The sequence below is a fragment of the Streptomyces sp. AC1-42W genome (genome assembly GCF_003248355.1).
Taxonomy (GTDB): domain Bacteria; phylum Actinomycetota; class Actinomycetes; order Streptomycetales; family Streptomycetaceae; genus Streptomyces.
In genome coordinates, this window is the sequence record NZ_QKWY01000002.1 from 1,933,550 (window position 1) to 1,946,839 (window position 13,290).

General features: G+C 65.4%; 10 protein-coding genes. 6 read left to right on the forward strand and 4 right to left on the reverse strand.

Features of this window, described 5'->3' with window-relative positions; genetic code table 11:
* Positions 1-213: 213 nt before the first annotated feature.
* From DNK56_RS26780 to DNK56_RS26795, 4 genes are all read left to right on the forward strand, one after another.
* Complete coding sequence (locus DNK56_RS26780; RefSeq protein WP_241990095.1) at positions 214-1,425, forward strand: AAA family ATPase; 1,212 nt, start codon at positions 214-216, stop codon at positions 1,423-1,425.
* Positions 1,422-2,333, forward strand: coding sequence for an RloB family protein (locus DNK56_RS26785; protein ID WP_158558469.1), 912 nt, complete (start codon positions 1,422-1,424; stop codon positions 2,331-2,333). The genes DNK56_RS26780 and DNK56_RS26785 overlap by 4 nt, the downstream gene beginning before the upstream one ends.
* 70 nt (positions 2,334-2,403) lie before the next feature.
* Positions 2,404-5,025: a type I restriction-modification system subunit M gene (locus tag DNK56_RS26790; protein ID WP_111338370.1), complete on the forward strand. Its 2,622-nt coding sequence runs from the start codon at positions 2,404-2,406 to the stop codon at positions 5,023-5,025.
* On the forward strand, positions 5,015-6,250 hold the full coding sequence (locus DNK56_RS26795; RefSeq protein ID WP_111338371.1) for a restriction endonuclease subunit S: 1,236 nt from the start codon (positions 5,015-5,017) through the stop codon (positions 6,248-6,250). Before DNK56_RS26790 ends, DNK56_RS26795 begins: the two co-directional genes overlap by 11 nt.
* 160 nt (positions 6,251-6,410) lie before the next feature.
* Here the strand turns inward: DNK56_RS26795 and DNK56_RS26800 are convergent, their stop codons facing one another.
* The 4 genes from DNK56_RS26800 to DNK56_RS26815 form a co-directional block, all read right to left on the reverse strand.
* Positions 6,411-7,211, reverse strand: a complete 801-nt coding sequence (locus DNK56_RS26800) for an HARBI1 family protein (RefSeq protein WP_446750395.1) — start codon at positions 7,209-7,211, stop codon at positions 6,411-6,413.
* A 129-nt stretch (positions 7,212-7,340) separates the two neighbouring features.
* Complete coding sequence (locus DNK56_RS36850) at positions 7,341-7,481, reverse strand: DUF397 domain-containing protein (RefSeq protein WP_111338373.1); 141 nt, start codon at positions 7,479-7,481, stop codon at positions 7,341-7,343.
* A gap of 242 nt (positions 7,482-7,723) precedes the next feature.
* Positions 7,724-7,966, reverse strand: coding sequence for a DUF397 domain-containing protein (locus tag DNK56_RS26810; RefSeq protein ID WP_111338374.1), 243 nt, complete (start codon positions 7,964-7,966; stop codon positions 7,724-7,726).
* On the reverse strand, positions 7,963-8,832 hold the full coding sequence (locus DNK56_RS26815) for a helix-turn-helix domain-containing protein (RefSeq protein WP_111338375.1): 870 nt from the start codon (positions 8,830-8,832) through the stop codon (positions 7,963-7,965). Before DNK56_RS26815 ends, DNK56_RS26810 begins: the two co-directional genes overlap by 4 nt.
* 185 nt (positions 8,833-9,017) lie before the next feature.
* On the opposite strand from DNK56_RS26815, the gene DNK56_RS26820 reads away from it, so the two are divergent.
* Both DNK56_RS26820 and DNK56_RS26825 read left to right on the forward strand, forming a co-directional pair.
* Positions 9,018-9,329: a hypothetical protein gene (locus DNK56_RS26820; protein WP_199563612.1), complete on the forward strand. Its 312-nt coding sequence runs from the start codon at positions 9,018-9,020 to the stop codon at positions 9,327-9,329.
* A gap of 30 nt (positions 9,330-9,359) precedes the next feature.
* Positions 9,360-13,256: a type I restriction endonuclease subunit R gene (locus DNK56_RS26825; RefSeq protein ID WP_241990096.1), complete on the forward strand. Its 3,897-nt coding sequence runs from the start codon at positions 9,360-9,362 to the stop codon at positions 13,254-13,256.
* Positions 13,257-13,290 lie beyond the last annotated feature (34 nt).

Here is a 13,290-nt window from a genome sequence, read left to right on the forward strand (position 1 = left end):
CCGTACGCGTCGCCGGGGAGGCGCAAATCGACCATCTCGTATGATCAAGCGGGGCTGGCTCTGCCCGCCCGACCGTCATAGGCTGCCTTTGCGGAACGTCCGTACGAAGAAGCGTTCGGCGGGGCAGCCTCCCCGTCCTGTCAGGAGGTACAGGTGCTCCTGCGCTTTCGGGTGGCCAATCACCGTTCGATTCGTGACGAGTGTGAACTGTCGTTGATCGGTACAGCCCTGAACGAGGGCACCGCCCGCGACACCGGCTTGCGCCATGACGACCATGAGGTGACGGCGCTGCCTGTGGCCGCCGTCTTCGGGGCCAACGCCTCGGGGAAGACCAACCTGATCAGTGCCCTGCGCGATATGAGATCAGCTGTGCGTACCTCGTTCGCCGACTGGCAGAAGTCGCCCGGGGTGCCTCGCAAGCCTTTCAAACTGGATCGAGAGAGTTCCGAGGAGACGAGCCTTTACGAGGTGGATCTCACGCTCGGCCGGACGCCGGTCCGGTTCACCTACGGCTTCGAGCTCTCGGACGACCGTGTGGAGGCCGAGTGGCTGCACGCCTACCCCAACGGGGAACGGGAGATCTGGTTCGACCGGGAGGCCGACCGGCCTGAGTCGGAAGGCGGCGAGTTCATCTTCGAGAGCGACAGTTTCGTCGGTCAACGGGACGCGCTGGTGTCCTTCACCCGGTCCGACGCCCTGTTCCTGTCCACGGCTGCCACGGCCAACGACAAGCAGCTTTCGGCTCTGTACCGCTGGTTCCTCGACAACCTCTGGCTGATGACGCCGGGTGAGGATGTCGTCCACCGAACGAAGTGGACTCAGGAACTCCTCGGAGAACCCGGCCACCGGAGTGACTACACCGAGCGCATTCTGCAACTGCTCTCGGTGGCCGACCTGGGTGTCACCGGTATTGAGATCGACCGCGAGACGCAGGAGATCCGGCTGCGGCACCGGACCACGGTGGGCGAGGACGTGTCACTGGACTTCCTTACGGAGGAGTCCTTCGGCACGCACGCGTGGTTCGCCTTCCTCGGCCCGATGCTCACTGTGCTCGACAAGGGGGCCGTGCTGCTGGTCGACGAGCTGGATTCGAGCCTCCACCCCACGCTGGCCGCCGAGGTCGTCCGGATTTTCCAGGACCCGAAGGCGAATCCCCGTAACGCTCAACTGATCTTCACGACGCACGATGCCACTCTGCTGGGCAGCGAGGTCCTGGACCGGCCGCTGGGCTGTGATCAGGTCTGGCTCACAGTGAAGGACCGCACGGGAGCGACGGAGATCTACCCGCTCACCGCAGCCCGTCCGGCGGACGACGAGAACCTGGAGCGCGGCTATCTACGGGGCCGGTACGGCGGTACCCCGCGTGTGAGCGCGGGCGAGATCGCCCGCGAGGTGTCCTGGCAGGAGGCAAAGGCGTCAGCGTGAGTACGTGGAACGACGAGCAGCAGCTTCGGTTGGCGCAGGACGGGAGCGGGGACACTCCTGAGGCTGCTCCCCGGAAGCCGAAGAAGCGTCGGAGTGGCAAGGGCGATGAGCAGCCCCTGATCCCGGCCCCGACTCCACCGCCGGACGATTCCCGGGCGGTGCGCGTGGTGTACGTCGGTTGCGAGGGTGAGTCCACCGAGCCGGACTACCTCAATCACCTCAACGCCAGATTCGGGGACGGCAGCGGTTACGAGGGACAGAAGTTCCGCATCCAGCCCGTCTACAAGAAGAATGGCCACACCCCGGCGGAGGCTGTGGCCGCTGTGCGGGACACGGCCATGGAAGACGACGCCTGGGCCATGTTCGACCGTGACGCGCACACCGACATCCCGAAGGCATTGAGGGAAGCGGCGGAGGACTCCACCGAGGTCTGCTTCTCCCACCCCTCCTTCGAGCTGTGGCTGCTGCTCCATTTCCAGGACTTCGGCGGGCGCCAGAGCGGTAAGAACAAGGACATCCTTGAGAAGCTGCGGAAGGCGCACCCCGCGTTCAAGAAGTTCGACACCAAGAATGACAAGAGCGTCAAGGACGACCGGCGAGCCGCACTGGACGAAGACGGGCTTCTGGCAGAGGCGGTGTCCCGGGCGAAGCGTCTGGTCAGCCAGTGCGAGCACGGTTCGTGCAAGGCGAGCAACGCCAAGACGAACCGGTTTAGCCGCGACAGCCCGCCGAAGACCACGCCCGCGTGGGCGGCACGCTCGGGGCACGCTCACGACTGCGAGACGCTTCGACGCGATCCTTCGACCGATGTGTGGCGCTTGATCGTGAGCCTGGGCATCGTCAAAGACTCCTCACGGACAGCGACGAACCGGGGCCACAGTTACTCGGCAGGGGCTTGGGACGTCTAGGCTGCCGTAGCACTTCCGCTTCCCCGGGCCTCTGGCCTGCCGGTCTCCCAGTCGTACGAAGGAATGGCGCGTGGCCAGAATCACCCTGCCCGAGCTTGAAAGGCACCTCTTCTCGGCCGCGGACATCCTGCGCGGACGGATGGACGCCTCCGAGTACCGCGACTACATCTTCGGCATGCTGTTCCTCAAGCGGGCCTCAGACGAGTTCGAGCCCGAGTGGAAGCGGGAGTACACGAAGGCGCTGGATGCGACGGGTGACCCGGCGAGGGCGCGAAAGCGGGCCAATAACCCCGATCGCTACACTCGCGTCTTCTATGTGCCGCCGCGGGCCCGCTGGTGGAAAGGCCCGCATGTAGTCGACCCGGTCACACCGGACGGTGAGACCACGACCGTGCCGGGTATCCGATACCTCACGGACAAGGTGGGCGAGGGACTCGACGAAGCGCTGGTCGCCCTCACCGAAGGCAACCCGAGACTGGCCGGCGTCACCTCTCACATCACCTTCAACGAGGTCATCGGCACGAAGCCTCGCTTCACCAACTCCGAACTGCGCTCCCTCATCCGGCATTTCAGCCTCTACCAGCTGCGCAACGAGGACTTCGAGTTCCCCGACATGCTGGGGGCGGCGTACGAGTACCTGCTCGGCAGGTTCGCCGATTCGGCGGGTCAACGCGGTGGCGAGTTCTACACCCCGCGTTCGGTGGTTCGAATGCTGGTCCGGTTGATCGATCCGAAGCCCACAGAAACCGTCTACGACCCGTGCGCGGGCTCTGGCGGCATGCTCATTGCGGCACGTGAGTACGTGGAGGAGCACGGGGGCGAACCGAAGGAGCTGGGAGTCAACGGGCAGGATAAGAACGCCCCGTCTTGGTCCATGGCCAGCATGAACATGGTGCTTCACGGCATCCATGAGTTCGAGCTGAAGCACGGTGACACCCTGACCGAGCCGCTGCACCTGACGCCGGACGGCCGGCTTCGTAGCTTCACCAAGGTCCTTTCGAACCCGCCCTTTTCCCTCAACTACGACGCGGATCTCGTTGCCAAGGCCGATGAGCTGCACGGCACCCGGATGAGGTGGGGCTGGGCGCCGGAGGGTGGCAAGAAGGCCGACCTGATGTTCGTCCAGCACATGGTCTCGGTGCTGGAACAGCGAGGCACGGCGGCGATCGTCATGCCGCACGGAGTGCTGTTCCGTGGCGGCAAGGAACGGGACATCCGGGAAGGGCTGCTGAGGGACGACTGCGTCGAAGCGGTGATCGGCCTCGGTCCGAACCTCTTCTACGGCACCGGCATCCCGGCGTGCGTACTGGTCCTGCGGCCCCCGCGCCGCAAGCGCGGAGAGCGCGAGAAGAAGGTCCTGTTCATCAACGCGGACCGAGACTTCACAGCGGGACGAAACCAGAACGAGCTCGGCCCCGAACACGTGGAGAAGATCGTCACCGTCTTCCAGACGTGGCGGCAGCTCCCCGGCTACTCGCGCGCCGTGAAGGCCGAGGACCTGCTTGCAGCGGAGGCGAACCTCAACATCCGCCGCTGGGTGGACAATTCCCCACCGGCCGAACCCCAGGATGTACGGGCGCACCTGTACGGCGGAGTGCCGGTGAGTGAGGTAGCAGGCAGGGAACAGCTCTTCACGGCATACGGGGTCGACGCGACGGAGCTCTTCGCCCAGCGGGACGAAGATCCGGAGTACTACGACTTCCTGGACGAGGGCCCGGAGGTGACAGCCCGACGTATTCCGAGTCTGGCGGCGGCCCGCGAGGAAAAGCTGTGGGAGGCGTACGGCACCTGGTGGGAGGAGCACGCTCCGGGCTTCGCCCAACTCGCGGCGGATCAGAAGCTGATGGACCTCCGAGGCCGACTGGTGACCGGATTCACCAAGTCGGTGGGTGAGGTCGGCGTCCTGGACGAGTACACGACGGCCGGAATTATGGCCGACTGGTGGACGGCGAACAGGTACGACCTCAAGGCACTCGCGGCCGGCGGCTTCGAACGGGTGCTGGCGGGCTGGGTCGACTCGGTCGAAGCGATCATCGACCCGGCGCTGCCGCCGACGGAGGAGGGTGACACCCCGGCGAAAAAGCCGACGGTGTCCGGAGCCGACCGCCGCAGGGCGATGGACCACCCGGTGGTGCGGGCGCTGATCCCCGAGTTCCTTGACGCAGCTTCCTCGGCTGATACGGCGGTGACGGAGGCGGACGCGGCGTATAGGGCGGCAGTGGAAGCGGTGGCGGAGGCGAAGCCGGCTTCGGCGGCCGACGCGGAGGACGACGCCGACGCCGATATCGACGCCGACGTGCCGTCTGACGGTGATACGGAGGCTACGGCCCCGGTATCTCCGGAGGAGATCGCCCGCCTGGAGAAGGTACTGGCCGTACTGAAGCGGGAGCTGGCGGCGGCGAAGAAGAAGCGGAAGGCACTGGACGACCGCTTCCTGAAGGACCTGCGCGCAGGGGCTGAGGCCGCCGTGGCAGCGGCGGGCGAAGTGGAGCGAGTGGTCCTTGAGGTCCTGGACGGCGACCTGAGCCGCCGCCTGGGCGCGTCGGTCGCTTCGGGCCGCCGCGAATTGGTGGCGACATTCCGGCGCTGGGCCGAGAAGTACGCCGTGTCGCTGGAGCAGCTTGAGGCGGAGAGCGACGTGGCGGCGGGGGAGCTGGCGGGGTGGCTTAAGGAGCTTGGGTATGCGCGGTGAGTCCAGGGGGCAGGGCGCACCTAGCCTGTGGCCGTCCGGGTGGCGGCGGCTGACCCTCGCTGAGGCAGGGAAGTGGCTGTCTGGCGGCACACCGGCGACGTCAAATAAGGCGTACTGGGGTGGCGATATTCCGTGGATCAGCGGCGCCAGCATGAAGGAATTCCACATCAGGGATTCCGATCGGCGAGTCACGCCGCTCGGAGCCAAGAACGGCTCGCGTCTGGTTGGCAAGGGTGCCACACTCTTCGTTGTGCGCGGGATGAGCTTGAAGTCCGAGTTCCGTATTGGTGTCGCAGAGCGTGAAATTGCCTTCGGGCAGGACTGTAAAGCGGTGATTCCGGTCGACGGGATTGATCCGTACTTCCTTGCTTACGCGATCAAGGTGCGTACGCCGGAAATTCTCCGCATGGTCGAGGAGACTAGTCACGGTACGGGGCGGTTGGATACGGCGCGCCTTCAGGATTTGGAAATCGGAGTTCCGTCGATGGCGGAACAGCGTCGGATCGTTGCCGCTCACGCTGCCTTTGAGCGACGCATTTCTGGACTTCAAGGAATGCTCTCTAAAATTGGTGTTACCGAGCAGGCTGTTGTGGCGCAGTCGATTTTTGAGACGAGAAACAGAATTTCACTAGGGGACTGGCTGGATCGTATCGATGCAGGGAAGAGCCCGCTGCTCGAGGACGTTCCAGCCGGAGACGCGGAGTGGGGCGTACTAAAAGTAAGCGCAGTGCAGGCAGGATGGTTCAAGGGAGCAGAGAATAAGGTGGTGCGATCCCTTGAACTGATCAACCCTCAGTATGAGGTTCGACCAGGTGATCTGCTTATGACGCGGGCTAATACTGAACAGCTGGTTGGTCTTGCCTGTATCGCCCGTGATCCTGCGCCCAAACTCATGCTTAGCGACAAGACACTGCGACTCGTTCTGAAATCAGCGCGAGCAGAAGTTGGGTTTGTTGAGCTAGCTTTGTTGAGTTCCGATGTCCGCAGGCAGATTATGGGCTCCGCAACCGGAACGAGTGGCAGTATGAAGAACATCGGGCAGGCCGCAGTTAGTCAACTTCTCGTGCCGGATGTTCCTGTGAAGACTCAGCGTCAGATCGTTGCTGCCACGGCGGCGAGTAGACGTCGGTGCAGCAATATGCGTGACCAGATCGCCAAGCTGCGAACAGTGCGTCAAGGGATGGTTGAGGATCTGCTGAGTGGGCGTGTGCTTCTCGGCGCGTAAAGCGCCGGAAGCGCACTTGCTGTCGGTCTATTGTGCTTCCGATGCGTGCGCTGTGTTCTGAGTTTCGGGTGTGCGCAATATCACCTTGCCTGAAACGGGTCGCTCGGTCTGTCCAATGAATCCTTCTCGGTAACCATTCGTGACGTTTTGTGATCTTGGTTCAGGTGGTGCGGCTGTGTTCGAGCTGGAGCAGGACGAGGGCGGCTCGGGCGATCCTGGTGATGGCAGCGGGGTCGAGACTGACCCTGCGCAGCGCCTTGAAGGTGACCTCCAGCAGGGCGTTGGCGCGCTCGGCGACACCGTGGATGCCGCGGATGGCGGCGTTGAAAGTCCGTTGCTCTTCTGTGAGTTCGCCTCCCTTGGGCTTCTTGACGGGGTGACGGAAGCCATCGGCGGCGTTCTCGTAGCCGAGGTCGGTCAAAGTGGGGATGCCCAGAGTAGCGGCGAACCGGTTCAGGGCATCGACCAGACCGTGGGTGCGGGCGCAGGTGGTGTCGTGCTCACGGCCCGGCCGGACCGGGGAGACCCAGATGGGCCAGCCGTCCGGGGCGGCGATGACCTGCACGTTCCCTCCGTGATGCTTGTGTTTGCCGGACCACCACAGGTCGGCCTTGTTGGGGCCGGCGGCGGCCACGCGGTCGGTGCGGATGACAGTGCCGTCGAGGTTGAGGTGGGTGTACCCGGCCGCCGCCGCTCGTTCAAGAGCGGTGGACAGATCGGGTGCGTGGTCGGCCAGGACGGTCAGCCCCTCGTGCAGGTAGCGGTAGGCGGTCGGCACCGAAATGCCGTTGTCCCGGGCGAGTTGGGCCAGCCGGGTGCCGTCGACGAACCAGCGCAGCACGAGCACCGCCTGCCTGAAGACGCCCAGCGCGCGGGTGCCCCTGCGGGTCCCGAGCCGCTCGCGCTGTCCGAGCAGCAGCCTCGCGAGGTGCTCGGCGGTCGCCCTGCGGACATCGAGCACGGCGGTGTAGGTGATACTGGACGTTACGTGGAGCCTCTGGTTGTACGGAACGTGATCTTCGCAGACCCGTTCCTACCAGGGGCTTCACTCATGTCCGGCCTCGAGTCACCATCCCGCCGCCCGGCATCATCACGCACCGCAACCGTCACGTTGCCGAGAAGACCTCACTGTCCCGAAGAGTCGCGAGGCTTTCCCTGCCATGGCCACCTCCACGCAGTTATTGGCCGAGGCCTCGGAGTAGGACGACTTCAGCCACTTCGGGTCAGGCAAGACTCTTACCTCTCACAGATCTCTGGTGATTTGACGGATGGCGTCTCTCGACGCACTCGGATTCAACGCCACCTGTTCGACGGAGTCCGGTCGTGTTCGGAAGTTGGCCAACCACATAGACGGGCCGTGGCGGTTGAAAACAACAGGTGAGTCCACTTGTTTCGTGTCCCAAAAGTGAGATCAACCTGTGGCCTGCTGAGAGTTGGAGACCAGAGCGCGAACTGTAGGACAAGGAGCCTTGGCTATCCCTGAGCCCCAAGGTCGTCGAATTCGCCCGCTTTCACGCCCTTGAGCCAGGCGTCCATCTCGGTACGGGTGAAGAATACGGTCCCCGCTCCGGGGTGGTTGCTGTTGCGGACTGCTATGCGGCCGTCTTGCATTGGGGCGGCCTCCACGCAGGCTCCCTGGTCTCCGCTGAAACTGGACTTGCGCCAGGGAGCGGAGTCGAGTTCGGCCCGCTGGGGAGCGGATTCGGAGGTGGTCATGCGTACTCCTCTGCGATGTCGCGCACCATCTTCACTGACTCGTCCGGACTCAAGGCGAGTGCAACCAGGTGCTCGAAGGCCACCGTATGCGCTTCGATCTCGTGGGGAGCTTCGAGGTAGAACGCTCCCGCACGGTGTTCAACGTAAGCCACGCCGGAATCCGCGGGCCACGGGAAGCCAAGGATCTGGAACGGTCCTGCGGCCATGCCTGGGTGTGCGCCGTGAGAGAAGGGGATGACTTGGACGGTGATCTTTGGATGGCGTGCTATCTCGGCCACGTGTAGGAGCTGGTCCCTCATGGTGGCTGGGCTGCCGACGACTCGACGGAGTACTGCTTCGTTGAGCACTGTCCACAGGCGAAGCGGGTCGGATGCGCGGTTGAGGGCTCCCTGCCGGGTCAGACGCAAGTCGATCTGGCGCTCGACCTCGTCTTCTGCGCGTTCGGCTGTTCCCCGGCGGGTGATGGCGTCGGTGTAAGCGCGGGTCTGGAGGAGGCCTGGGATGGCTTCGCTCTCATACGCGCGGATCTGTGAAGCTCCCTGCTCCAGCCCGACGAAGAGCGAGAACCAGCTGGGAATGGGTGGCCCGCCGCGCGTCTCCCACCAGCCCTTCTTCCGTGCGTCCTTGGCTGCGCGAAGGTAGGCCGCCCAGCGGTTCTCTGGGACGTTGAAGAGGGGGAGTAGTACTTCATCGAGGTCTTTGACGACGACGGGCCGGTCTGCGGTCTCGTAGTACGAGACTTTGGCGACCGTGCACCGCAGTGCCTTGGCGACGTCCTTCTGCTCAAGGCCAGCTTCCCGGCGTAGCCGAGTGAGTTCGAGGGCGAGCCAGCGCCGCCAGACGGTGGGGCTGGACGGATCGGTCACGGCTCTGCCTCCTGCGCTCTGCTCATGAATCGGGAACGACGGTAGCGCCTGTGTCTCCCCGGCGTGCGATCGCGCTGTAACCCGCTCGGCTGGGGCCGGCTAGATGTCACCCGATCGTGTCATGGCGTTCCGTTGAATGAAAATTTAGACTTAACAAAAATGTGGCGACAGGCGAGGAGAGACCCATGACCGAGGTTCCGACGACGGAAGTCCGTTCAGAGCCCGAGCTGCTGCCCCCGCTCAGGCGCGACGAGTACGCGACCCTGCTCGCTGAGGTCGTGGCCGAGTCCATGCCCCGGCTCTTTGCCGTCGTTCAGGAAGTGGGCGACCGGGAAGACGGCTGGGTGGCCGCCTGGGGCCTGGCTTTCGACGATCGGGCCGAGGTGGTCCCGTACGGGAGGGGTGTCCGTATGAGTCTGCCGTCGGCCGAGAACGCCCTCCGGTACTTCGGACGGGGCGGAGGTGTCCGGGCGAGCCTGCACTGGATCGGCTCCTGAGCCGCCGGGGCGTGATATCGGCAGGTGCGCTTGACACCTACCCACGTACGGGCCGAGGCCGGCCTCGGTGGAAAGTACGCCGGCCTCGGCAACCGAATTGCCCCTTCCGCGCTGGTCAGCGCAGAAGCAGGCCGCCCGGCCCGCATTCCCGTCCCCCGCTCACCCGCAGGTAGAGTTTCGCGCACATGCTTTCGGGGAGTGCGCGGGACGTACGGCGACGGGCGGACGGGGAGACCAGCGATGGGGCAGCCGGAGTACGACAAGACCGAGAAGCCCCTGATCGACCAGCTGGTCGCGATGGGGTGGAACCATGTGCAGGGAGGGGCACCTGGCGAGCCCGCGACCCTCACAAGCGCTTCTGAGCGTACCTCCTTCACGCAGGTCGTGTACGAGCACCGGTTCCGTGACACCGTTGCCCGGCTCAACCCCGACCCACGCTTCGACGACGGCCGGACCTGGCTCTCCCCGGCGCAGTTGAGTCACCTTCTCGCGCGCATCCAGGGGACCGCGCCCGGCCAAGGGCTCGCCGGACGGGGATCGGCCGGGAACCGCGAAGCGACCGACATGCTGCGGAACGGCATCAACGCCCGTACCGTCCCCGGCTGGCGGCCCGAAAATCCCGAGCACATCCGCCTGATCGACTGGGACGGCCAGTTCGGGCCCGTAGCCAAGGGCGAGGAAGCGGGCACCGCGAGAGGAAACGATCTTCTCGTTGTTTCTCAGTTCCGGGTGGAACGCAAGGGGGCCGAGCCGGTCACCCCCGATCTCGTTCTGTTCGTCAACGGGCTGCCCTGGGTGGTGATCGAGTGCAAGGCCCCCCTGCTGACAGAGAGGGACAGCAGGGCGGCGCTGGATGCCGCCGTCGACCAGGTCATCGGTTACGCGGGTGCGGACTCCGCGGCTCCCGTCGCTGAGTTCGTGCGGTACGCGCAGGTGATCATCGGTACCGACCGTGACCATGCGGAGCTGGGTACGGTGACCGCCGGGCCGGAGCACTTCGCGCCCTGGCGAACGGTCCGGCCCCGTTCGGAAGCCGACGTGCGCGCCGATGTGGGTAAGGGCGAGAGCACGCCGCTGACGCCCCAAGATGTACTCGTAGCTGGTGTTCTGCACCCCGACCACCTGCTCACTCTCGTTCGCGACTTCACCACCTGGGCCGGACACGGCAACCGCGCGGGGAAGATCATCGGTCGCTATCAGCAGTTCCGGGCCGTGCTGACCCTCTCGGCACGGCTTCGGGACCGGAGCGAGGCGGTCGCGGCCGAGCGCGACGTGTCTCAGCGGGGCGGAGTCGTCTGGCACACCCAAGGCTCCGGCAAGAGCCTGACCATGGCGTTTCTCGTACGGCATCTGCGCAGCAACCCGGACCTCGCGGGCCACAAAGTGGTGGTCGTCACCGACCGGATCGACCTGGAGAAGCAGATCCGGCGGAGCCTCGGCGTCAGTGAAGAGAAGGTGCACCGGGCGTCGAGCGTGAAGAGCGCCCGCAAGTACCTGGCCGTCGATGTGCCCGACCTGGTGCTGATCACGCTCCAGAAGGCGCGCAAGGACGACATGGCGGACGACGGCAGCGCCGAGTCCCTCGGAGAGGACCCCGAGGACACCGACGAGGACGAGTCCGACGAGAAGATCAACGAAGCCCGGATTCACAACCTGGTCGCCAACCCGCACCACACCGTCGTCGTCCTGATCGACGAAGCCCACCGGGGCAACTCCCACTGGCAGCACGCCAGGCTGCGCGCCATGCTGCCGAACGCTGTGCTGGTCGGCTTCACCGGTACGCCCATCATCGACAAGCGGCGCAAGACGACCGAGAAGATCTTCGGCGCGTTTGCGGACACCTACACCCTCCGTGACGCCGAGCGGGACGGGTCCGTGGTACCCGTGCGCTACGAGGCGTACGCGGTGCCCTTCGAAGTCATCGAGAAGGCGGCGCTGGACGCCAAGTTCGACGAGAAGATTCCCGGTGATCCGCAGCAGAGGGTCCGGGTGCTGAACAAGTTCGCGCGGCGCAAGGAGATCCTGGAAGCGCCTTCCGTGATCGCGGCGAAGGCCGATCGCATCCTCCACCACTGGGCTACGTCGGCCCTCCCGGACCGGTTCGGCGCACAAGTGGTCGCGGTCTCCAGACTCGCGGCCGTCCGCTACCGAACGGCACTGCTCACGGCACGGGACCGGCTGCTGGAACGCTTGGACGCGCTGGACCCCGATCTCGCACACGATCCGCTCGCCGCACTGCATACCACGGATGAGGAGCGTGAACTGCTCAACCTGCTGCCGCACCGGCACATCCTCGCCTCCCTGGATGCGGCAGTGGTCATTTCCAAGGGCCAGCCAGGAAAGCCCAAGGACCCGGAGGACTGGAAACCCTGGACCACGAAATCCCACCAGGACGCGCACATCGCGCGGTTCAAGGACGGCATCGGGGATCCGCTGGCCGCCGCCGACGATCCCTCCTGGGACGTCGATCCGCACGGCACGGTCTCGCCGGGGTGGGGGACTGCCGCTGAGAGCGGCGAGGTCTGGCACGAGACGCCCCAGGGGGAGGAGGCCGGTCGGCGCGAGTCGGCCCCGACGGAGAGCGACGATGACAACGGGGAGGCGCCGATGGCCTTCCTCCTTGTCCAGTCCATGCTCCTCACTGGCTTCGACGCACCCGTCGAGCAGGTTCTCTACCTCGACCGCGCCATGAAGGGAGCGGGTCTCCTCCAAGCTGTCGCGCGTACCAACCGCCCCTACCGTTCGAAGAAGTGGGGGCAGGTCGTCGACTTCATCGGCATCGGTCCCGAACTGGCTCGGTCCCTCGCCGCTTACGACCAGGAACATCTGCGCCAGGTGTTCGGCTACGACGACGTTTCGGTCGATCAGCTAGACCGGGCCTTGGGGGCTGGCCCGACCGAGGGGGCCGGCACGCGATCCGACGACTCCCGCCAGGCCGGGCCCGCTCGTGAGGGTCTGCTGCTCCAGTCGGACATGGCCGCCAATGTTCTGCTGTCCGATCTGGACAAGAAGATCTGTGCGTTCCTCGGCATGGACGCCGTGCTGCTCGCCGACGAGACCAGGCGTGAGGATCTGCTCGCCAGGCTCGCGGACCCGTCGCTGCGGGGCGAGTTTGATGAACTCGTACGCGACTTCCTCACGGCCGTCAACGCCGTACTGCCACGTCCCGAAGCCCTGAGGTACGAAGACGCTGTCCGGCAGCTCGGGGAGACCCAGATACTGGCCAGGCGGCGCTATCTGGACGGGCGGGACCAGTTCAGCCCCCGCCGCTACGGTGCGAAGGTACGACAGCTGATTTCCCAGCATCTCCGGGTGACCGGCATCGAGCAGCGCGTCCCGCCGGTGGAGCTCACCGACGCCGACTTCATGGAACGGATCAACGCCAACCACGACCCGCGCGCCAGGACCGCGTACATGACCAGTTCGCTCGATCTGCACATCACCGCGCACATCGCCTCCGACCGAGGGCGGTACACCAGGTTCAGCGAGCGCCTCGACGAGATCACCCGACGCATGGCGCAGGACTTCGAGCAGGCTGCCGCTGACCTGGGCGATCTGATCCGCGATGTGAACGCGCCCGCCGAGGAACCTGACGGGGCGGGCGGGCTGGCGCCCCGGACAGAGCAGCCCGTGTACCGGCTGTTGTGTCAGCAACTCGATGAGGCGGGGGCGACGAGTATTCCAGAGGGGGCCGACTTCTACCAGGCTGCCCGAGGACTGGCGGCGGACATCGCTGTACTGGTGCGGCCGGCCCAGTTCGTCACACTGGCCGATACACAGGACCGGGTGCGCAAGGAACTGCGCTTCCAACTGGAGGCGCATCTTGACATGGACTGGGAGCACACCGGCCCGCTCGCCAACCTTCTGCTGGAGCTGGCGGTCGAGCGGCGGGAGGACTTTCTCGGGTATCGCCTGGACGCTGCGTAGGTCCCGGCGGCGCTGACAGACACGGGTGGTAGGA